The 19584-nt window shown below is 70.0% G+C and carries 18 protein-coding genes; 7 read left to right on the forward strand and 11 right to left on the reverse strand.

The window, feature by feature from the left end; genetic code table 11:
• Window positions 1–118 precede the first annotated feature (118 nt).
• The 3 genes from SACCYDRAFT_RS21740 to SACCYDRAFT_RS21750 all read right to left on the reverse strand — a co-directional run bounded on the left by SACCYDRAFT_RS21740 (window position 119) and on the right by SACCYDRAFT_RS21750 (window position 3409).
• Window positions 119–1432: a citrate synthase gene (locus SACCYDRAFT_RS21740; RefSeq protein ID WP_005459473.1), complete on the reverse strand. Its 1314-nt coding sequence runs from the start codon at window positions 1430–1432 to the stop codon at window positions 119–121.
• A gap of 165 nt (window positions 1433–1597) precedes the next feature.
• Window positions 1598–2527, reverse strand: coding sequence for a carbohydrate kinase family protein (locus tag SACCYDRAFT_RS21745; protein WP_005459474.1), 930 nt, complete (start codon window positions 2525–2527; stop codon window positions 1598–1600).
• Window positions 2528–2740: 213 nt separating this feature from the next.
• Window positions 2741–3409: a GntR family transcriptional regulator gene (locus tag SACCYDRAFT_RS21750; RefSeq protein ID WP_005459475.1), complete on the reverse strand. Its 669-nt coding sequence runs from the start codon at window positions 3407–3409 to the stop codon at window positions 2741–2743.
• Between the two features lie 211 nt (window positions 3410–3620).
• On the opposite strand from SACCYDRAFT_RS21750, the gene SACCYDRAFT_RS21755 reads away from it, so the two are divergent.
• From SACCYDRAFT_RS21755 to SACCYDRAFT_RS21765, 3 genes are read left to right on the forward strand one after another with little or no spacing between them, the layout of a single operon-like run.
• Window positions 3621–4388, forward strand: a complete 768-nt coding sequence (locus SACCYDRAFT_RS21755; RefSeq protein WP_232283725.1) for a sugar phosphate isomerase/epimerase family protein — start codon at window positions 3621–3623, stop codon at window positions 4386–4388.
• Window positions 4389–4421: 33 nt separating this feature from the next.
• Window positions 4422–5183 (forward strand): SDR family NAD(P)-dependent oxidoreductase, encoded by a 762-nt coding sequence (locus SACCYDRAFT_RS21760; RefSeq protein ID WP_005459477.1) that lies wholly within the window; start codon window positions 4422–4424, stop codon window positions 5181–5183.
• A 58-nt stretch (window positions 5184–5241) separates the two neighbouring features.
• The gene (locus SACCYDRAFT_RS21765; RefSeq protein WP_005459478.1) at window positions 5242–6579 is read left to right on the forward strand and encodes a GntP family permease; all 1338 of its coding nucleotides are present in this window, start codon (window positions 5242–5244) and stop codon (window positions 6577–6579) included.
• Between the two features lie 60 nt (window positions 6580–6639).
• Here SACCYDRAFT_RS21765 and SACCYDRAFT_RS21770 read toward each other — a convergent pair whose 3' ends face one another.
• The 3 genes from SACCYDRAFT_RS21770 to SACCYDRAFT_RS21780 form a co-directional block, all read right to left on the reverse strand.
• The gene (locus tag SACCYDRAFT_RS21770; protein WP_005459480.1) at window positions 6640–7623 is read right to left on the reverse strand and encodes a transketolase family protein; all 984 of its coding nucleotides are present in this window, start codon (window positions 7621–7623) and stop codon (window positions 6640–6642) included.
• Complete coding sequence (locus tag SACCYDRAFT_RS21775) at window positions 7623–8519, reverse strand: transketolase (protein WP_005459481.1); 897 nt, start codon at window positions 8517–8519, stop codon at window positions 7623–7625. The genes SACCYDRAFT_RS21770 and SACCYDRAFT_RS21775 overlap by 1 nt, the downstream gene beginning before the upstream one ends.
• Window positions 8520–8619: 100 nt before the next feature.
• Complete coding sequence (locus SACCYDRAFT_RS21780) at window positions 8620–9207, reverse strand: TetR/AcrR family transcriptional regulator (RefSeq protein WP_043537470.1); 588 nt, start codon at window positions 9205–9207, stop codon at window positions 8620–8622.
• Between the two features lie 72 nt (window positions 9208–9279).
• Here SACCYDRAFT_RS21780 and SACCYDRAFT_RS21785 point away from each other — a divergent pair, with 72 nt between their 5' ends.
• Window positions 9280–10473 (forward strand): acyl-CoA dehydrogenase family protein, encoded by a 1194-nt coding sequence (locus tag SACCYDRAFT_RS21785; protein ID WP_005459483.1) that lies wholly within the window; start codon window positions 9280–9282, stop codon window positions 10471–10473.
• A 30-nt stretch (window positions 10474–10503) separates the two neighbouring features.
• Here the strand turns inward: SACCYDRAFT_RS21785 and SACCYDRAFT_RS21790 are convergent, their stop codons facing one another.
• Both SACCYDRAFT_RS21790 and SACCYDRAFT_RS21795 read right to left on the reverse strand, forming a co-directional pair.
• Window positions 10504–11715: an amidohydrolase gene (locus SACCYDRAFT_RS21790; RefSeq protein ID WP_005459484.1), complete on the reverse strand. Its 1212-nt coding sequence runs from the start codon at window positions 11713–11715 to the stop codon at window positions 10504–10506.
• A gap of 11 nt (window positions 11716–11726) precedes the next feature.
• Entirely contained in the window at window positions 11727–12638 is a 912-nt protein-coding gene (locus tag SACCYDRAFT_RS21795; protein ID WP_005459485.1) for an aldose 1-epimerase family protein, read from the reverse strand.
• A 67-nt stretch (window positions 12639–12705) separates the two neighbouring features.
• On the opposite strand from SACCYDRAFT_RS21795, the gene SACCYDRAFT_RS21800 reads away from it, so the two are divergent.
• A complete protein-coding gene (locus SACCYDRAFT_RS21800; RefSeq protein ID WP_005459486.1) occupies window positions 12706–13281 on the forward strand; it encodes a TetR/AcrR family transcriptional regulator in 576 nt (191 codons plus the stop codon).
• Window positions 13281–14108: an MBL fold metallo-hydrolase gene (locus tag SACCYDRAFT_RS21805; RefSeq protein WP_005459488.1), complete on the forward strand. Its 828-nt coding sequence runs from the start codon at window positions 13281–13283 to the stop codon at window positions 14106–14108. The genes SACCYDRAFT_RS21800 and SACCYDRAFT_RS21805 overlap by 1 nt, the downstream gene beginning before the upstream one ends.
• A 109-nt stretch (window positions 14109–14217) precedes the next feature.
• Here SACCYDRAFT_RS21805 and SACCYDRAFT_RS21810 read toward each other — a convergent pair whose 3' ends face one another.
• Both SACCYDRAFT_RS21810 and pdxH read right to left on the reverse strand, forming a co-directional pair.
• Entirely contained in the window at window positions 14218–15525 is a 1308-nt protein-coding gene (locus tag SACCYDRAFT_RS21810) for an MFS transporter (protein ID WP_043536790.1), read from the reverse strand.
• A gap of 66 nt (window positions 15526–15591) precedes the next feature.
• On the reverse strand, window positions 15592–16284 hold the full coding sequence (pdxH, locus tag SACCYDRAFT_RS21815; protein ID WP_005459491.1) for a pyridoxamine 5'-phosphate oxidase: 693 nt from the start codon (window positions 16282–16284) through the stop codon (window positions 15592–15594).
• Between the two features lie 267 nt (window positions 16285–16551).
• Here pdxH and SACCYDRAFT_RS21820 point away from each other — a divergent pair, with 267 nt between their 5' ends.
• Window positions 16552–17715, forward strand: coding sequence for a citrate synthase 2 (locus SACCYDRAFT_RS21820; protein ID WP_005459492.1), 1164 nt, complete (start codon window positions 16552–16554; stop codon window positions 17713–17715).
• A gap of 6 nt (window positions 17716–17721) precedes the next feature.
• On the opposite strand, the gene SACCYDRAFT_RS21825 is transcribed toward SACCYDRAFT_RS21820, so the two are convergent.
• Window positions 17722–19434 (reverse strand): SDR family oxidoreductase, encoded by a 1713-nt coding sequence (locus tag SACCYDRAFT_RS21825; protein WP_005459495.1) that lies wholly within the window; start codon window positions 19432–19434, stop codon window positions 17722–17724.
• Window positions 19435–19584 lie beyond the last annotated feature (150 nt).

A 19584-nucleotide genomic window follows, 5' to 3' on the forward strand; every position in this document is an offset into this window, starting at 1 on the left:
GACCCCGAGGGAGTACCCGGACATCGTGTCCGCAGCCCACGACACAACCCGAACACGACGAAGGCCACCGCCCCTCGCGGGATGCGGTGGCCTTCGGTCGCGTCCGTCGCCGAAACGCTCAGCGCTCGGACAGCGGCTTGTAGTCGCGCTCCTTCTCGCCGGTGTAGATCTGACGCGGGCGGCCGATCTTGGTGGCCGGGTCCTGCATCATCTCGCGCCAGTGCGCGATCCAGCCGGGCAGACGGCCCAGAGCGAACAGCACCGTGAAGAACTGCGTCGGGAAGCCCATGGCCCGGTAGATCAGACCGGTGTAGAAGTCGACGTTCGGGTAGAGCTTGCGCTCGATGAAGTAGTCGTCGGACAGCGCACGCTCCTCCAGTCGCTTGGCGATGTCGAGCAGCTCGTCACCACCGGCGATCTTGGACAGGATCTCGTCCGCGGTCTGCTTGATGATCTTCGCGCGCGGGTCGTAGTTCTTGTAGACCCGGTGCCCGAAGCCCATCAGGCGGACACCGGCCTCCTTGTTCTTGACCCGGTTGACGAACGTGTCGACGTCACCACCGTCGGCCTTGATGCGCTCCAGCATCTCCAGCACGGCGCTGTTGGCACCGCCGTGCAGCGGGCCGAACAGGGCCATGATGCCCGCCGAGATGCTCGCGAAGAGGTTGGCCTCCGAGGAGCCCACCAGCCGCACCGTCGACGTGGAGCAGTTCTGCTCGTGGTCGGCGTGCAGGATGAACAGCAGGTCGAGCGCCTTCGCCATCGCCGGGTCGATCTCGTACGGCTCGGCGGGCAGCCCGAACGTCATGCGCAGGAAGTTCTCGACCAGACCCAGCGAGTTGTCCGGGTACAGGAACGGCTGGCCGATCGACTTCTTGTAGGCGTAGGCCGCGATGGTGGGCACCTTCGCGAGCAGCCGGATGGTCGACAGCTCGACGTTGTCGGTGTCCGCGGGGTCGAGCGAGTCCTGATAGAAGGTCGACAGCGCCGACACCGCGCTCGACAGCACCGGCATCGGGTGCGCGTCACGCGGGAAACCGTCGAAGAACCGCTTCAGGTCCTCGTGCAGCAACGTGTGCCTGCTGATCTTGGAGGTGAAGTCCTCCAGCTGCTGCTTCGTGGGCAGCTCACCGTAGATCAGCAGGTACGAGACCTCGATGAACGTCGAACGCTGCGCGAGCTGTTCGATGGGGTAACCGCGGTAGCGCAGGATGCCTTGCTCACCGTCGATGTACGTGATCGCCGAAGACGTGGCGCCGGTGTTGACGAAACCCGGGTCGTAGGTGATGTACCCGGCCTGGGCGAGCAGCTTGCCAAGCTCGATCCCGGGCGCGCCCTCCACGGCGCGAACGACGTTCAACTCGTGCTCGCCAGTCGGCAGGCGGAGTTGGACCTTCTCGCCCCCGGTCTGCGCCGCAGTCGCGTCGGACATGCACATGCCTCTCACGGTCACACGGGCCGGCTGCGACCGCAGGTCATGCGGGTCACGTTCTTCGCACACCGCCCCGCTGGGGTATGAATGCCCTCTAACGCTAGTCCAGAAGAGGCGGGTTACGCAGCCGTGGCGTTACCCACAGCTAACGTAGTGCGACCAGGTTCACACGCACCGCTGCAGTTCGTCCTCGGTCGGTGGTTCCGCACCACTGCGCGAGACCGTGACCGCCGCCGCACGCGACGCGTACGACAGCAGCTCGCGGCACTCCTCCTCGGACAGCGCGGAGACGTCTTTCACCTGGTTACGCACCAGCCACGCCAGAAGAGCGCCCTGCACCGTGTCACCCGCACCGATCGTGTCCACCACCTCCACAGTGACACCGGGCACGGTGACCTCCGCTCCCGACGACGTGAGAAGTACCACGCCTTCAGCGCCTTTGGTCAGGACCACCGCGCTCGGTCCCGCGTCGAGCCACGACCGCGCGGCGGCGAGCGCGTCGGCGACGTCGGTGACCCCGGCGAGCCAGCAGGCGTCGTCCAGCGACACCTTGAGCAGGTGCACCGAGGGCAGCCACGACGCGAAGCGCGCACGGTAGGCGTCGGGGTCGGCGATCATGTCGGCGCGGATGTTCGGATCGAGAGCCGTCAGCACACCGCGCTCGTGTTCCCGGCGCAGCACCGCCTCGTACACCTGTGCTCCGGGTGCGAGCACCATGCCCAACGTGCCCACCGACAGCGCGGAGGTGTTCTCGGGCAGCGGGCCCGGATCGGCGACGAGGCGATCGGCGGTGCCGTCGGTGTAGAAGCTGTAGCGGGCACTGGAGTCCTCGTCGAGCGTGACCACCGCGAGGGTGGTGGGCTCGGCTCCGCGCTGCACCAGCGAGGTGTCCACACCGGACGCTTCGAGCCTGCGGACGAGCGCGTCGCCGAAGGCGTCGGTCGACACGCGGGACAGAAACGCCGTGGGCACGCCGAGACGCGCCGCCGCGAGCGCCACGTTGTAGGGGCCGCCCCCGAGCCGAGGGGCCAACAGCTCCCCTTCCGGCCCTGCCGGAACGAGGTCGACGAGCGCTTCACCACCGGACACGATCACAGTGCAGATGCTAGTGCCCCGTCAAGGAACGTTGGTGTGGTTATCGGTGGATCCGGGCGGAGGAGCCGCAAGGCGGAGGAGGGAGTCATAGCGGAAGCTATGGCGGCTGACGACAACGCGGCGGATCACCGCCTGGACCGCCGAGAACCGCGGTGAATGTTTCTTGACGGGGCACTAGTGCCCCGCGTCGACGGCTCCCAGCGGAAGAGGCGCTCAGCCGTCCAGGGACTCGGCGATGCGGTCGGCCGTCTGCCGCATGTGCTCCATCACGACCTGGCGGGCCTTGCCCGCGTCACCCGCCTCGATGGCGTCGACGATGGGACTGTGCCGCTGCCAGTCCATGTTGCGGATCGCGAGTTCCGGCCCCGACCGCACGATGGTGGCCCGGGTGAGGCCGCAGATGTGCTGCCATGAGCGCACCAGGGTCTCGTTGCCGGTCAGCTCGCACAACTTGAGGTGGAACGCCAGGTCCACCTCGACGAGGCTGGAGAGGATGAGATCCGTGGAGCGCAGTTTGTCGACGGCGTCCCGCAGCTCGCGCACGATCCCGCTCCGGTCCGGCACCGCGCAGAGCGTCTCGGCGGCCAGCGCTTCGAGTGCGGCCCTGACCGCGAAGATGTCGTGCACCTCGGCCCGGCTGAGCGCGCGGACGAGGAGTCTGCCCCGTTCGTCGGCGACCACGAGACCTTCCTGCACGAGGTGCCGCAGCGCCTCGCGGAGCGTGCCCCGCGAGACCGAGAGCGCCTCGCTCAACTCCGTCTCGATCAGGCGCCGTCCCGGTGCGAGTTCGCCCGCGAAGATGGCCTGACGCAGTTTGTGCAGACTCTGCTCACGCAGTGTCTGCCTGTCGACACCCGCCAGTGTCGGGAGGTCAAGGGGCACGGGTCTACGCCTCCCCGAGTTCGTCCGTGCTTCGTCGTGGTGAACGGAAAGTCTAGTGCACCACACGACCGACGAGTAACCGTTGACTGTTGACAGTCGACCCGCACGGTCGTTTAACTGTCCGCTGCACCAACGCGAGACAGGAGAGCCAACGATGACCCGACTGGGGTGTTCAACCATCTCATTCCGTCACAGACCGTTGTCGGAGGCGTTGGCTGCGATCCGCCGTCTGGAACTTCCCGGCGTCGACGTCGGCGGCCTGCCGGGAGTGTGCGACCACATCCCCACCCCGCTTCCCGAGGACATCGAGGCCGTCGACGACATCGTGCGCGTGCTCGAAAGCTCCGGCCTCGCCGTCTGGGCCCTCAACGTCGATCCCGGCCCGCTCAACGATCCGGCACTGGACGAGGCCCGGCTGCGGGCCCGCGGCACGGCGCTGGCGACGCTGGCCTCCCGCCTCGGCGCGGCGCTCATCGTGCCCTGTGGGGCGCAGCGGCGCGAGCCCTTCGTGACCGAGGACGCCGACCTCTCCCTGCTCGCCGACCGGCTCACCACGCTGGGCGGGATCGCCGCCGAGCACGACGTGCGTCTGCTCGTCGAAGGACTCCACCACTTCCGCTTCTGCCACACCACGGCACGGGCGACCGCCCTCCTCGACCGCGTGCCCGCCCACGCCGCCGGGTTCGTGCTCGACGTCAGTCATGTCGTCGCGGGCGGGTTCGACGAGGTCGCCTTCGCTCGCGCCGCCGCCGACCGCACCGAGCACGTGCACCTGCGCGACGCCGTCGACGGCGACATCAACCTCAGCCTCGGACGCGGCCGCGCCGACTTCGCGGGCGTCGTGGGAGCACTCACCGCCCACGGCTACACCGGCCACTACGTGCTCGAACTCGAGACCCACGACGTCGCCGAGGACGAACGCGAACAGCGCGCCGCCGAGGCGCGAGACCTCGTCACCCCACTGCTCCCGCGCGCCTGAGGAGCGCGGCCGTCCAACCCCCGAGGAGGAACCATGGCCCCGACCCGTACCGCTCTCGTCACCGGAGCGGGCTCCGAACGCGGCATCGGCCGCGAGACGACCCGTCATCTCGCCGCGGCCGGCTTCGCCGTCGCCGTGCTCGACATCGACGGCGAAGCGGCCGAGCGCACGGCCGCGCTGGTCACCGAGGAACACGGCGTGCCCGCGCTGGGCGTCGCCGCCGACGTCACCGACGCGTCCTCTGTAGACGCGGCCGTGCGGGCCGTCGAGGAGTCGTCGCTCCCGCCGGTCGCCGCGCTCGTGAACAACGCGGGCATCACGCGGCCCACGCGCTTCCTCGACATCGACGAGGCCGAGTGGGACCTGGTGTTCAGGGTGAACGTCACCGGCACCTACCTCGTCACCAAGCGCGTGCTGCCCGGAATGCTCGACCGCGGCTACGGACGCATCGTGAACCTCTCGTCGGTCAGCGCCGAGCGCGGCGGCGGGGTGTTCGGCGGCAGTCACTACTCGGCCGCCAAGGCCGCCGTGCTGGGACTCACGCGTGCCCTCGCCCGCGAGGTCGGTCCGCAGGGCGTCGTGGTGAACGCGGTCGCACCGGGGCTCATCGACACCGACATCACCGGCGGCGCGCTCACCGGAGACCGCAAGGAGAAGCTCGTCGCCGACATCCCGGTCGGCCGCAACGGCCGCACCGACGACGTCGCCGCGCTGGTGACCTTCCTGTGCGGTGAGGCGGTCGGCTACGTCACCGGCGCCACGTTCGACGTCAACGGCGGCTCGCACATCGCCTGAGCGAACTCCCCGTCCTCCGACCCCCCGTCCTCCCCGCCCCTCAACGACGAGGAAACTCATGTCCCCCTCTCTGGTTCTGCTGCACACCGGAATCACCGTGGTCGGCATCGTCGCCCTGGTCGTGGGTGCCCGCATCAACCCGGTGATCGTGCTGATCCTGGGTGCCCTCTACCTGGGTCTGGCCACGGGACTCGGCTTCACCGAGACCACGAAGGCCGTGGCCGAGGGTTTCGGCGCGCTCATGGCCGAGGTCGGCCTCATCATCGGCTTCGGTGTGCTGCTCGGTTCGCTGCTGGCGGCCACGGGAACGCTGCAACGGATCGTGGAGCTGTTCCTCAAGGCGTTCGGCAAGGGCAAGTCGCCGTACGCGTTCGGCCTGTCGTCCGGATTGGTGTTCCCGGCGATCTACTTCGACGTCGCCCTCGTGATGCTCAGCCCGATCGCCCGGTCCGTGGCGCGGCGGACCGGCACGAACGTGGCCGCGGTCGGCGGCGCGCTCGCCATCGGGCTCGAGGTCGGCCTGCTCATGGTGCTGCCGGGCGCGGCGGCACTGGCGGTGGCGGGCTCACTCGGTGTGTCCCTCGGCTCGATGCTGTTGTGGGGCGTCCCCGTCGCGATCCTCGCCATCGTCCTGGGCGTCCTGCTGCACGTCCGGTTCGTGTGCCGCACCTGGAAGCCCGAAAGCGACGAGGACGACGGCGACAAGGGCGTCGAGTCGCTCGACATCGAGGCGACCGAAACGCCACGGCGCCAGGCCCCGCTGGCGGTACTGATCCTGCCGGTGCTGGTGCCGCTGCTGTTGATCGTCGCCGGCACCGTGACGGAGATGACCGACTCGGAGATCGGCTGGGTCTCGTTCCTCGCCGACCCCGTGGTCGCGCTGCTGATCGGTCTCGCGATCGGATGTGTCATCACGATGTGGATGCACTCCCGGGAGGCCGTCGAGCGGGCACTGAACAAGGGCGCCGCCACCAGCGGCACCATCCTGCTGTTCACGGGTGTCGCCGGCTCGCTCGGCGAGGTCATCAGCCGCACCGGCGTCGGTGACATCGTCGCGGGCCTGTTCGAGGGCGACTCGGCCTCACCACTGCTGCTGGCCTGGCTCGTCGCGGCCCTGCTGCGGCTGGCCCAGGGGTCCGGCTCGGTCGCCGCGATCACGGCGGCCACGCTGCTCGCACCGGTCATGGGCGACCTGTCGGTGGCGCCCGTGCTGGTGGCCCTGGCCGCCGCGGCGGGCGCGAGCTTCGGCGGGCACGTCAGCGACAACACCTTCTGGATGTTCAAGGCGCTGCTCGGCCTGTCCACGAAGGGCGCCTTCAAGGTCTACACGATGGCGCAGTCGATCATGTCGATCGTCGCGCTGGGGCTCGTGGTGGGCGCGAGCCTCATCGCCTGACCCGCAGGTGAGGAAAGGGGACCCGGGTGCGCACCGGGTCCCCTTTCCCATGCCGTTTCGTCAGGACAGTTCCTTGAGCACCCGCTCCACCACGCGGTCGGTGGACAGCCCGTACCTGTCGTGCAGCGTGGGCAGGGCCCCGGCGGCGAGGAACTCGTCGGGAAGGCCGATGCGCACGAGCCCGCGCGTGGCGTTGGCGGTGACGAGAGCGCTCGCCACCGACTCGCCGAGCCCGCCGACGATGCTGTGGTTCTCCAGCGTCACCAGCAGCCGGTCGGTGTCGGCCACCCGCAGCACCGTCTCGGTGTCCAGCGGTTTGACGGTGGGGCAGTGCACCACGGAGACGTCCACGTTGTGCTTCGCGAGCTCGTCGGCCGCACGCAGCGCCCGCATGGTCATGAGTCCGCTGGAGATCATGACGACGTCGCGGCCGGTGCGCAGTTCGGCGGCCCTGCCGAGCTCGAACCGGTAGTCGTACTCGTCGAGCACCGTGGGCACCTTGCCTCGCAGCAGGCGCAGGTACGTCGGGCCGGGCGTGGCCGCGAGCGCGGGCACGGCCTGCTCGATGTCCACGGAGTCACACGGGTCCACGATGGTCAGACCGGGCATGCCACGCAGGATGGCGATGTCCTCGGTCGCCTGGTGACTCGGCCCGTACCCGGTCGTGAGCCCCGGCAACCCGCCGACCACGTTGACGTTCAGGTGCGGCTCGGCGATGTCCAGCGCGAAGAAGTCGTACGCACGGCGGGTGGCGAACACGGAGTACGTGGACGCGAACGGCACCAGACCGACCTCGGCCATCCCGGCCGCGGCACCCAGCAGCAACTGCTCGGCCATGCCCATCTGGAAGAACCGGTCCGGGTACGCGTTCGCGAACACATGCATGTCGGTGTACTTCGCGAGGTCCGCCGACAGTCCCACCACCTCCGGGCGCTGCTCGGCGAGCGCGCACAGCGCGTGGCCGAACGGGGCCTGTGCGGTCCGCTGCCCGTCCTCGACGATCGAGGCGATCATCGCCGAGGTGGTCAGTCGCTTGGTCGCCATCACCGGTTCCTCCCGTCGAGCTGGTCGCGGGCGATCTGCCACTCGTGCTCGTCCACCCGCATGAAGTGCGCCCTTTCCCGCTGTTCGAGCATCGGCACACCCTTGCCGACCACCGTGTCGCACAGCAGTGCCTTCGGCGTGTCCGGCGGACCGCCGTGCAGGGCGTCGAACGCGCGCAGGAGCGCGGGCACGTCGTTGCCGTCCACCCGCACCACGTGCCAGCCGAAGGCCCGCCACTTGTCCTCGACGGGTTCCGCGGACAGCACGGTGGGCGTCGGGCCGTCGGCCTGGAGGCCGTTGATGTCGACGAGCGCCACGAGGTTGCCCAGCTTGTGGAACGAGGCGCTCATGGCGGCCTCCCACGTCGAGCCCTCCTCCAGCTCACCGTCGGAGAGCAGGTTGTAGACGAGGGCCGGGTTGCCGGTGTGGCGCAGCCCGAGGGCCATGCCGACGGCGATGGGAAGGCCGTGCCCGAGCGAGCCGCCCGAGATCTCCATGCCAGGTGTGTAGGAGGCCATGCCGGACATCGGCAGCCTGCTCTCGTCGGCGCCGTAGTCGGCGAGCTCGGCGACCTCGACGATGCCCGCCTCGGCCAGCGCCGCGTACAGCGCGATGGCGTAGTGTCCGATCGAGAGCAGGAAGCGGTCGCGGCCCTCCCAATCCGGGTCCTCGGGCCGGTACCGGAGCTGGTCACGGTAGGCGGCGGCCAGCACGTCCATGACGCCGAGCGCCTGCCCGATGTAACCCTGGCCCTGCGCCTCGCCCATGTTCAGGGCGTGGTGACGCATCCGGTGTGCCGCGGCGGTCACCGTCGACACCCGCTCGTCGAACGGGACCGTGGTCCGCGGCGCGGTCGTCTTCTCTGGCGCTTCTGGCGTCGCGCCGGTTGGTGCCATGAATCCGTCCTCCCTGACGTAGGTGCCGACCATTTTTGTTGACTGTCGACAGTCGGTCAACGGGCTAGGGCTGTGGCTCTTGAGACGTCCGGTCGAGCGACTAGCCAGACAGGTCCGCGCGCAGCCCGTTCAACAACAGCTCCGCCAGTGCCTCGAACGCCTCGGCGTCGGTGGTGCGAGCTCGCGATCCCACCACGCCGGACTGGATGGACTCCACGAGGATGCCCGCCATCTCAGCGATCGCATCGGCGTGAGCGTCACGGAAGACCCCCTGCTCAACACCGTCGGTGATGAACTGGCGAATCCGCCGCGCGGCGGCCTCGGAGTTGAACGCGTACACCGCGCGGGCGGGCGCGAAGGCCTCGACGTCGGCCAGGAACGCGGCCGACGCGCGGTCGAGCTCCGCCGACACCCCGGCCAGGTAGGTGCGCACCGCGGCGGCGGCGTCGTCGATGCCCGCCACCCGCGCCTCGATCCGCTCCGCCGCCCCCTTGAAGAAGTGCGCCACGACCTTGGTGGCGAGCTGCTCCTTGCTCGGCGCGAGCGCGTACAGCGTGGTCTTGGAGCAGCGCAGTTTCGCCGCCAGATCGTCGAGGGTGAAGGCCACGAAGCCCTCGGCGAGGAACAGCCCCTCCAGCTCGGCGAGCAGCATCCGCTGCCGCCGAGTCCGGGGCCCGGTCGAACGCATGGTCGCCATCGTACGTTGTAGTACTCTGACCCGGACTTCAGTACTACTCGCAGTACGCTTCCGGAGGCAATGATGCCCGCGATGCCCGCGATGCCCGCGATGCCCGCAGCGCCCACAAGGCCCACCGTGCAACGCCTGCTCCCCGACACCGAGTCCGAGGACCTGCTCGCCCTCGCCCGCGAGATCGCCCGCGACGAGTTGGCGCCGCTGGCGGCCGAGTACGAGGAGAAGGAGACCTTCCCCCGCGAGCAGTTCCGCATCCTGGGCCGGGCCGGTCTGCTGGGACTTCCGTACTCGGAACGCTGGGGCGGCGGCGAGGTGCCGTACGAGGTGTATCTCCAGGTACTCGAAGAGATCGCCAGGGCGTGGATGTCGGTGGGCGTCGGCCTGTCCGTGCACACGATGTCGTGCTACGCGCTCGCCGAGTACGGCACCGACGAGCAACGCGACCGCTGGCTGCCCGCGATGCTGGAGGGCGAACTGCTGGGCGCGTACGCGCTGTCGGAACCCCACGCCGGCTCCGACGCCGCCGCACTGACGACGCGGGCTCGACGTGACGGTGACTGCTACGTGGTCAACGGGGTGAAGGCGTGGACCACCCACGGCGGCCACGCCGACTACTACACGACGATGGTGCGCACGTCGGACGACGGAGGCCGGGGTATCAGTTGCCTGCTCGTGGACGGTGCCACGCCCGGACTGTCCGCCGCGCCGCCCGAGCGGAAGATGGGCCTCACCGGGTCCGCCACGACCCAGATGATCTTCGAGGACGCCCGCGTGGACGCCGACCGGCTCATCGGCTCCGAGGGGCAGGGGTTGAAGATCGCGCTGTCGTCACTGGCCTCGGGCAGGCTCGGCATCGCGGCCTGCTCGGTCGGGCTGGCCCAGGCCGCTCTCGACGAGGCCGTCGCCTACGCGAAGCAGCGCACGCAGTTCGGCAAGCCGATCATCGACTTCCAGGGATTGGAGTTCCTGCTCGCCGACATGGCCGCCACCGTCGAATCCGCACGGGCGACGTATCTCGACGCCGCCCGGCGCCGTGACCGGGGGTGGGCGTTCACCCGGCAGTCGTCGGTGGCGAAACTCGTCGCCACCGACGCCGCCATGAAGGTGACCACCGACGCCGTCCAGGTTCTCGGCGGCGCCGGGTACACGCGTGACTTCCCGGTGGAGCGCTACCTGCGCGAGGCGAAGGTGCCCCAGATCTTCGAGGGCACCAACCAGATCCAGCGCATGGTCATCGCGCGGGAACTGCGCAAATCATGACCGCGCGGGAACTGCGCAGGGCGTGAGGACTCACTCGCGATAGCGGCGGTCGGCGACGACTCCCTCGCCGGCCGCCTCGTCGTAGTGGTACACCTCGCGGCCTCGGACGAACACGCGCAGGGCGCGGTTCATCACGTCGAGCGGGTCACCCGACCAGATCGCCACATCGGCGTCCAGACCGGGCTTGAGAGCACCCACCCGGTCGTCGAGCCCCAGGATCCGAGCCGGGTTGACCGTCAGTGCCCGCAGCGCCGTCTCCGGGTCCAGCCCGTCCTTGACCGCGAGCGCGGCCTGGTAGACGAGGAAGTTGATCGGGACGACCGGGTGGTCGGTGGTGATCGCGATCTGCACGCCCGCACGCGCGAGGATGCCGGCCGACCGCAGGGTGCGGTGACGCAGTTCGACCTTGCTCCGGCTGGTGAACAGCGGCCCGAGGATCACCGGGACGTTCCGCTCGGCGAGGAAGTCGGCGATGAGGTGCCCCTCGGTGCCGTGGTTGACCACCAGCTTGTAGCCGAACTCCTCCGCGATCCGCACGGCCGTGACGATGTCGTCGGCGCGGTGCGTGTGCTGGTCCCAGTACAGCTCACCGTCGAGGACGCGGGTCAGCGTCTCCAGGGTCAGGTCCGTCTCGAACGGCTTCCCCTCGGCACGGGCGGCCTCGCGCTGGGCCGCGTAGTTGCGTGCCTTGGTGAACGCCTCCCGCAGCACCGCCGCGACACCGAGCCGTGTCGACGGCGTCTTGTCCTTCTCGCCGTAGACCCGCTTGGGGTTCTCCCCGAGCGCGCTCTTGACGCTGACGTGCTCGGCGAAGAGCATGTCGAGCACCGTGCGGCCCCACGTCTTCACGCCGACCGTCTGACCACCGATCGGGTTGCCGGAACCGGGCTTGATCACGACGCTTGTGACGCCGCCGGACAGTGCGTCGTCGAAGCCGACCTCGTACGGGTCGATGCCGTCGACGGCGCGGAAGCGCGCGCCGTTCGGGTCGGTCATCTCGTTGGTGTCGTTGCCCGACCAGCCCTCACCCTCCTCGTGCACGCCGAGGTGCGCGTGGGCGTCGATGAAGCCGGGCAGCACCCAGGAGCCGGACGCGTCGACGATGTCCGCACCCTCGGGCACGTCGACCTCCGACTGGGCGCCCACCGCGAGGATCCTGCCGTTCTCCATGAGCACCGTGCCGCCGTCGATCGGTTGCCCGTCGACGGGGACCACGTAGCCGCCAATGATCGCAGTCGTCATAGTTCGTTACGCTAACGAATGTCGACGAGGATGCCCCAGGAGCCTCGCCAGGACGCGCCGGGCTCCAACTCGATGAGGTCGGTGCCCGAGTTCAACGCGTCGGCGGGGCACGTCATCGGTTCGACGGCGATCGCCCTGCCCCTTCCCGGATAGTCCGAGGGCGTGAACACCTGCACCCATCCGAAATCGGGGTCGGTCCACAGGTCGAGTGTCGTGTCGTGGTGGGTGAGCAGGTGGTGGTGCCTCCCGTCGTCGTACGGTGTCAGCCCGCCGAACGCCGTGTCGAGGTCGAGGCCGCCCACGATGCGGCCGCCCCTCAGGTCGTAGTCGGTGCCGTCGACGTCGATCTCCTCACCGAAGGGCAGCTGCTCGTCGGCGACGTAGGGGCGCACGCGCGAGGCCGCGAGCGTCAGCGTCAACTCGTCGGTGGGCACGTCTCCGATCCGCAGGTACGGGTGCGTGCCGACGCCGAAGCCGACGGGCCTGTCGCCCTCGTTGCGCACCTCGTGCGTGACGGTGAGCCCGCGCGGTGCCAGGTCGTAGGTGATCTCCGCGCGCAGCGGCACCGGCCAGCCGGGCTCGGCACCGATCTCCACGGCGAGCCGGATGAACCACTCGCCGTGCTCCAGCAGTTCCCACTCCCTGCGGCGCACGAGGCCGTGGATGGCGTTGCCGCGAGCCTCCTCGGTGACTTCGAGCTCCTGCGGCTCGCCGTCGTAGGTCCACCGCGCACCCTTCGTGCGGTTCGGCCACGGCAGCAGCACCTGTCCCGCCGCCTTCGGGGGCGTCATGTCGGCGTCGAACGTCTCCAGGTAGGGCACCTTGTTGACCTCGAACGCCCGTAGCCCGGCCCCGATCTCGGTGACCACGGCGCGAGCGCCTCCCCTGGTCAGCTCGAACTGTTCCCCCGTCGGATTCGCCATGCCGGAGACGATACCGACCGACGAAATATCTAGACCAGTCGTCATAGTAAGCGTTAGGGTGTCGATCATGCCGAGACAGACGGACACCCGGCAGCGGATGCTGCGCACCGCCGCCGACCTGCTGCGTACGCAGGGCTACCACGCCACCGGACTGAACCAGGTGCTCACCGAGAGCGCCGCACCCAAGGGATCGCTCTACTTCCACTTCCCCGGAGGCAAGGAGCAGCTCGCGGGCGAGGCCCTCGCCCTGGCGGGCCAGGAACTCGCCACCACGATCGCGACCCTGCTGGCCGAGGCCGACGACCCCGCGGCGGGGCTGGACGCCGTCGTGGACCACCTCGCCGAGATGCTCGAAACGTCGGACTTCCGACGCGGCTGTCCCATGTCGACGACAGCGCTCGACGCGGCGGCGGACAGCGAGCCGATCCGGCAGGCCTGCGCGGGCGGCTTCGACTCCTGGCAGCGAGTGCTCGCCGACCACCTCACCTCCCACGGCGTCGACCCCGGCAGGGCCGACGAGCTGGCGACCACGATGCTCGCCGCCGTCGAGGGAGCACTACTGCTGTCGAAGACCCGCCGGGACGTCACCCCGCTGCGCGTCGTCGGGCGGCAACTGCGAGCGCTGGCTGAAGGAGCGAACTGATGCGGGTGCACCATCTCGACTGCGGCACGATGCGTCCTCTCGGCGGCGGCCTCGTCGACGGTCGGCCGGGACTGCTCCGGCGCGCCGAGCTCGTGTGCCACTGCCTGCTCGTCGAGACCGACTCCGAACTCGTGCTCGTGGAGACGGGCGTTGGCCTGCGCGCCGCCACTCATCCGGAGGAGTGGCTCGGTCGTGACTTCGTGCGACTCACGCGTCCCGTGCTCGACCCGGAGATCAGCGCCGTGCGACAGGTCGAGCGGCTGGGTTACTCGCCGTCGGACGTGCGACACGTGGTGCTGACCCACCTCGACCTCGACCACGCGGGCGGGCTCGTCGACTTCCCGCAGGCGACGGTGCACGTGTACGAGGCCGAGCTACGCGCGATGCGCGAACGGGAGTGTCTGCGCGGCCGCCTGCGGTACCGCACGGCGCAGTTCGCCCACGGCCCTGCGTTCGAGTCGTACTCGGCGGCGGGGGAGGTGTGGTTCGGCTTCGAGGCCGTGCGGGAGCTCAAGGGCCTGCCGCCCGAGATCCTGCTCGTGCCCCTCGCGGGCCACACGCGCGGGCACACGGGCGTCGCGATCGACACGGGCACGCGGTGGTTGTTCCACGTCGGCGACGCGTACTTCCACCACCACACGCTCGACCCGGCCGGGCCGCGCGTGCCGTGGGGCATCGGGATGTTCGAGCGGCGGATGCAGACCGACGCCGCAAGCCGTGTGCGCAACCAGCGGCGGCTGGTCGAGCTGGTTCGGGAGCACGGCGACACGGTGTCGGTGTTCAACGCCCATGACGCCACCGACTTCGCCCGAATGGAGCGCCCCTGAACGGCGAACAAGCGTTCACAGCCTGCGGACACGAGACGGTGTGTGCCGTGTCCGCAGGTTACGCACGCGTGTCCGCACTTCCTGTACGCGTGTTCGCACCTGGTGTACGTCAGGGTTCGGGTGCGGGCTCCGTCGGGGCTCGGTACCGCCAGAACGCGGGCAGCAGCACCACCGCCACCACCACGCCCACGATCACGAGCGCACCGCCGCCCGATGTCGCCACGGTGGTTCCCGCCGCGGCGGCGGCCCACCCGTGCGTCAGGTCGGCCAGTCGTGGTCCACCCGCGACGACCACGGTGAACGCACCCTGCATGCGCCCCCGCATCTCGTCGGTGGTCGCCGTCTGGAGGATCGCCTGCCGGAAGATCGCGCTGACCATGTCGGCCGCGCCGCCGATCGCGAGGAACACCACGGCGAGCCAGAGCGACTGCGCCAGGCCGAAACCGACCATGGCGACGCCCCACACACCGATGGCCACGGTGACGGCCACACCGTGTCTGCCGATGCGATGCGCCCAGCCGGACATCAGCCCCAGCGCCATCGCGCCGAGCGGGATCCCCGCGTACAGCCAGCCGAGCGCCGTCCCGCCGCCGGGCGGGTCACCGAACGCGCGCTCGGCGAGTTCGGGGAACAGTGCCCTCGGCATGCCCGCGACCATCGCGACGATGTCCACGACGAACGACGCGAGCAGCACTTTCTGGGTGGCCATGTAGCGAAAGCCCATGACGACGTCGCGCAGTCCCGCCCTGCGGGTCCTGCCGGACAGCGGTGGCAGTGCCGGCAGCCGCCACACCGCCCACAGCACGGCCACCAACGCCACCGTGTCGACCAGGTACAGCGTCGACAGCCCGACGACCGGCAACAGCGCTCCGGCCAGCATCGGACCGAACACCGCGCCGAACGTCGCCATCGTGCCGGTCAGCGCGGCCGCGGACGACAACAGGTGCTCGGGCACCACTCGCGCCACCACGGCCTGCCGCGTCGGCATGTTGACCGCGAAGAAAGCCTGGTTGAGGCTGAGCAGCGCGAGCACGACCCACACCGAGTCGAGACCCGCGAACGCCTGCGCCCACAGCAGCAGCGCGGTGACGGCGATGCCGACGTTGGTCACGAGCAGCAGCACGCGGCGGTCGACGGTGTCGGCGATGGCTCCGCCCCACAGCCCGAACACCAGCAGCGGCACGAGCCCGAACAACCCGGTGAGGCCGACGTACGCCGACGAGCCGGTGATGTCGTAGATCTGCTTGGGCACGGCGACGGCCGTGAGCTGGCTGCCGAGCGCGGTGACGATCGAGCTGATCCACAACCGCCGGAACGCGGGAATGCGCAACGGCCTCCGGTCGGCGACGACCGCGCCGAGAACCCTGCGAAGGCGTCCTCTGGGCGTGGGAGGCGCGGGGGAGGTCTGCTCGGTCACAGCGGAGGAGCTTAGCCGAGCTAACGACCTGCTCCACCCGGTTTGTGACCACCCACGCCCGCGGGCTCAGGGAGCGACGCGGCGCACCCGCCACCCGTCCTCGGTGCGCACGTACCGCAGCCGGTCGTGCAGCCGGTCCTGCCTGCCCTGCCAGAACTCCACGACCTCGGGCCGGATGCGCCAGCCACCCCAGTGCGGCGGTACGGGGATCTGCTCGACGTCACGGAAGCGGCGCTCGATGGCCTTCAAGGCGTTGTCGAGATCGTGCCTGCCGTCGACGAACTGCGACTGCGGCGACGCCCACGCCCCGAGCTGCGAGCCGCGTGGCCGACTGGCCCAGTACTCGGCGGTTTCGGCCGGGTTGACCTTCTCGACCTCTCCCCGGACGTGCACCTGCCGCTGCAGCGGGTACCAGGGGAAGGTGGCGGACGCGTATCGCGTCACGGTGAGGTCGTGGCTCTTGGCGGACGTGTAGTTGGTGTAGAACACGATGCCGCGCTCGTCGAGGCCCTTGCACAGCACCGTGCGCGACGACGGGAGGCCGTCGGCGTCCGCCGTGGCGAGCACCATCGCGTTGGGTTCGGCGACGCCGTGTGCGAGGGCCTCGTCGAGCCAGGACTGGAGTTGTTCGGGCCAGGTGGGCGCGAGATCGGATTCGTTCAGCGAGCCACCGTTGTAGGCGACCCGCATGGCGGGCAGCCGGACGGCCACGTCGACGCTGTCCCCACTGCTGACAGCGCCGTTTCCGAATTCGGTCATGGCAACCTCCCGCACCTTCTCCCGACCTGTGGCCGACGGTAAATGGTCTCACAACCAAGCGAAAGAGCGCGGGAAGTGATGGGGCCCACTCCGCCCCTACGGCCTAATTCTGAATCGTTCTCGGAATCGTGACGGAAGCCACCGCGATTTTGATTGCTACCAGGGAGTAGTGGGTGCAAAGTCACTTCCGACGCGCGACGAGGCGCGTGATCGTGGCCTCCCGCGCCCATAACGGCCAACGGCGATTCGCACGAAAGGTCCACTGCCATGACATCCCCTTCGAGCGGGCAGACAACAGCAGGTGCGGCGAAGGCCACCGATCCGGACGACGGTTTCCGTCCCGGCCTGGAAGGCGTCGTCGCGTTCCGTACGGAGATCGCCGAACCCGACCGCGACGGCGGCGCCCTGCGTTATCGCGGTGTGGACATCGAGGAACTGGCGGGCAACGTCGGCTTCGGAGATGTCTGGGGACTGCTGGTCGACGGCCATTTCGAAAACGGGCTGGCCCCCGACGAACCGTTTCCGGTTCCCGTCCGCAGCGGTGACGTACGTGCGGACGTCCAGTCGGCGTTGCCCGCGCTCGCACCACGCTGGGGCCTGGGCCCGCTGCTCGACATTTCCGATTCCGACGCCCGCGAGCAGGTGGGGCGCGTGTCGGCCACGGCGCTGTCGTTCATCGCGCAGTCCGCGCGCGGTATCGACGTCCCCGCCGTGCCCGAATCGCGCGTCGACGAGGCCGGTGGGATCACCGAGCGGTTCCTCGTCCGCTGGCGGGGCGAGCCGGACCCGGCGCACGTCAGGGCACTCGACGCGTACTGGGTCTCGGCGGCCGAACACGGCCTCAACGCGTCCACCTTCACGGCTCGGGTGATCGCTTCCACCGGCGCGGACGTCGCCGCGGCGTTCTCCGGCGCCATCGGTGCCATGTCCGGCCCGCTGCACGGCGGCGCACCCGCCAGGGTGCTGCCGATGATCGAGGAGGTCGAGCGCACGGGCGACGCGCGCGCCGTGGTGAAGAACATCCTCGACCGCGGGGACCGCCTGATGGGCTTCGGCCACCGCGTGTACCGGGCGGAGGACCCGAGGGCGCGAGTGCTGCGCCGCACCTGCCGGGAACTCGGCGCCAAGCGCTACGAGGTCGCGGCCGAGCTGGAGCGGGCCGCGCTGGCCGAGCTGCGCGAGCGGCGTCCGGACCGCGCCATCGAGACGAACGTGGAGTTCTGGGCGGCGGTGATCCTCGACTTCGCCGAGGTACCGCCCACCATGATGCCCGCCATGTTCACGGCAGCGCGGACGGCGGGCTGGGCGGCGCACATCCTGGAACAGAAGCGCACGGGCAGGCTGGTGCGGCCCTCGGCGACCTACGTCGGCCCCGGACCCCGGGCCCCGCGCGAGGTCCGCGGCTGGGAGCGCGTCGCGGCGAACGCCTGACGCCCCTCAACGCCGGCGCAAGGCCGCGCGCACGAGCCCCGGTGCCCACCGGGCGAGCAGGCGCGCGGCCTTCGCCTCCACGGTGGGGGTCACCACCGGAAGGTTCCGTTCCACAGCGCGCAGCACGTCCTTCGCCACGAGTTCCGGCCGGGCGTTGCGGGCGGTGTAGAAACGCTGTGCCCGCTGCCGCCTCCGCTGCTGCTCGGAATCGCCGGTGCCCGCGAACCGCGTCGAGCCGACGATGTCGGTGGCCACGAACCCGGGGCACACCGCGCTGACACCGATGTCGGACGCCGCGAGTTCGGCTCGCAGGGACTCGGAGAGCATCAGCACGGCGGCCTTGACCGTGGAGTACGCGGGCAGCATCGGATTCGGCAGGTACGCCGCCATGGACGCGATGTTGACGAGGTGGCCGCCCTCTCCCCGCTCCACCATGTGGGGCGCGAACAGGCGGCAGCCGTGCAGCACGCCCCAGAAGTTGACGTCGACGAGCCGCCGCCACTCCTCCTCGGTCGTGTCCAGCACCGGTCCGGCCATCCCGATACCGGCGTTGTTGACCACGACGTCGGGCACGCCGCAGTCGCGCACCACGCGTTCGGCGAAGGCGCGCATGGCCTCGCCGTCGGCGACGTCGACGCGGTGGGCCGTCACCGTCACCCCCGCGCCGCGCACCGCGCGGGCCGCCTCCTCGAGCGACTCGGCGTCGATGTCCGCGAGCACCAGATCGGCGCCCTCCCGCGCGAAGGCCAGTGCGGTGGCGCGACCGATTCCCCTGCCGGCACCCGTGACGACCACCAGCCGGCCGTCGAACCGGCCGACGCGCAACGTCCCGCGCCGTGCTCGCTTGAGCGCACGGGTCTCGATGTCGCCCTCGACGTGTGCGACGAACTCGGCCACCGCCGAGGCCACGCGGGCCGGGTCGGCCCGTACGACCCAGTGGCCGCCGGGGATGCGCCGCACCCGGAGGTTCGGCACCCACTCCTCCAGCTCCGTCTGCACCGGCACGCCGACGAACGGGTCGGCACGCGGAGCGAGCACCTGCACGGGCACGTCCACCGGGCTCCACCCGCGCCTGCGACGCCGCCCGCCACCGCCGACGTTCGCGCGATAGAGGTTGAGGCCGGACACGGCGTCGGCCGTCACCGGCGTGGGCTCCGCGGGTTCCCACCTGCGGACAACGGCGGCGACGATCCCGGTGCGCCAGGCCAGTTCGGGCAGCACGGGCAGTTGGAAGAAGCCGATGTAGGACGACCGGGAAAGCTGCGACAACGCCGCGCCGAGGGTACGCGGACGCCGCAGCCGCGACCGCAGCCAGCGGGCGACGTGATCGAGGGAGGGGCCGGAGATCGACGTGAACGACGCGATCCGCCCACCGAGCCACGGTCCCGCGACGGCGTGCCAGGCCTGGATCGAACCCCAGTCGTGCGCGAGCAGGTGGACCGGCCGACCGGGGGACGTCGCGTCGACGACCTCGCGCAGGTCCTCGGCGAGCCGGTCGAGCCGGTACGCCTCCCGTGCGCGCGGCCGGTCGGAGGAGCCCGCGCCACGCACGTCGTACGTGACCACCCGCAGGCCGTCCGGCAGGTGGGCGATCACGTCGTCCCACAGTGCCGCGTTGTCGGGGTAGCCGTGCACGCACACCAGCGTCGGCGCCTGTTCGGGGCCGCGTACCCGCACCGACAGCCGTACGCCGTCACTGGTCGTCACCGTCGTCCGCATCACCTCATGCTAAGGCGCCCCGTGCGCCATTTGATCTATTGACGCAAGACGCACCCGCTGTAACACTGTGTGACCCCGGCAACATTGCGGAAAACGCATTCCGCTATGTGAAAGGCACACCTGAACCACCAATGAAGGCGGGGCGGGCAG

This window comes from Saccharomonospora cyanea NA-134 (assembly GCF_000244975.1).
Taxonomy (GTDB): Bacteria; Actinomycetota; Actinomycetes; order Mycobacteriales; family Pseudonocardiaceae; genus Saccharomonospora; species Saccharomonospora cyanea.

Coding starts and splice junctions, on each gene's coding strand:
- SACCYDRAFT_RS21770 (WP_005459480.1), bottom strand. CDS start 7,623: ATGGCGACCAAGCGACTGACCACCTCGGCGATGATCGCCTCGATCGTC.
- SACCYDRAFT_RS21775 (WP_005459481.1), bottom strand. CDS start 8,519: ATGGCACCAACCGGCGCGACGCCAGAAGCGCCAGAGAAGACGACCGCG.
- SACCYDRAFT_RS21800 (WP_005459486.1), top strand. CDS start 12,706: ATGCCGAGACAGACGGACACCCGGCAGCGGATGCTGCGCACCGCCGCC.
- SACCYDRAFT_RS21760 (WP_005459477.1), top strand. CDS start 4,422: ATGGCCCCGACCCGTACCGCTCTCGTCACCGGAGCGGGCTCCGAACGC.
- SACCYDRAFT_RS21740 (WP_005459473.1), bottom strand. CDS start 1,432: ATGTCCGACGCGACTGCGGCGCAGACCGGGGGCGAGAAGGTCCAACTC.
- SACCYDRAFT_RS21805 (WP_005459488.1), top strand. CDS start 13,281: ATGCGGGTGCACCATCTCGACTGCGGCACGATGCGTCCTCTCGGCGGC.
- SACCYDRAFT_RS21780 (WP_043537470.1), bottom strand. CDS start 9,207: ATGCGTTCGACCGGGCCCCGGACTCGGCGGCAGCGGATGCTGCTCGCC.
- SACCYDRAFT_RS21820 (WP_005459492.1), top strand. CDS start 16,552: ATGACATCCCCTTCGAGCGGGCAGACAACAGCAGGTGCGGCGAAGGCC.
- SACCYDRAFT_RS21825 (WP_005459495.1), bottom strand. CDS start 19,434: ATGCGGACGACGGTGACGACCAGTGACGGCGTACGGCTGTCGGTGCGG.
- SACCYDRAFT_RS21765 (WP_005459478.1), top strand. CDS start 5,242: ATGTCCCCCTCTCTGGTTCTGCTGCACACCGGAATCACCGTGGTCGGC.
- SACCYDRAFT_RS21795 (WP_005459485.1), bottom strand. CDS start 12,638: ATGGCGAATCCGACGGGGGAACAGTTCGAGCTGACCAGGGGAGGCGCT.
- SACCYDRAFT_RS21785 (WP_005459483.1), top strand. CDS start 9,280: ATGCCCGCGATGCCCGCGATGCCCGCGATGCCCGCAGCGCCCACAAGG.
- SACCYDRAFT_RS21790 (WP_005459484.1), bottom strand. CDS start 11,715: ATGACGACTGCGATCATTGGCGGCTACGTGGTCCCCGTCGACGGGCAA.
- pdxH (WP_005459491.1), bottom strand. CDS start 16,284: ATGACCGAATTCGGAAACGGCGCTGTCAGCAGTGGGGACAGCGTCGAC.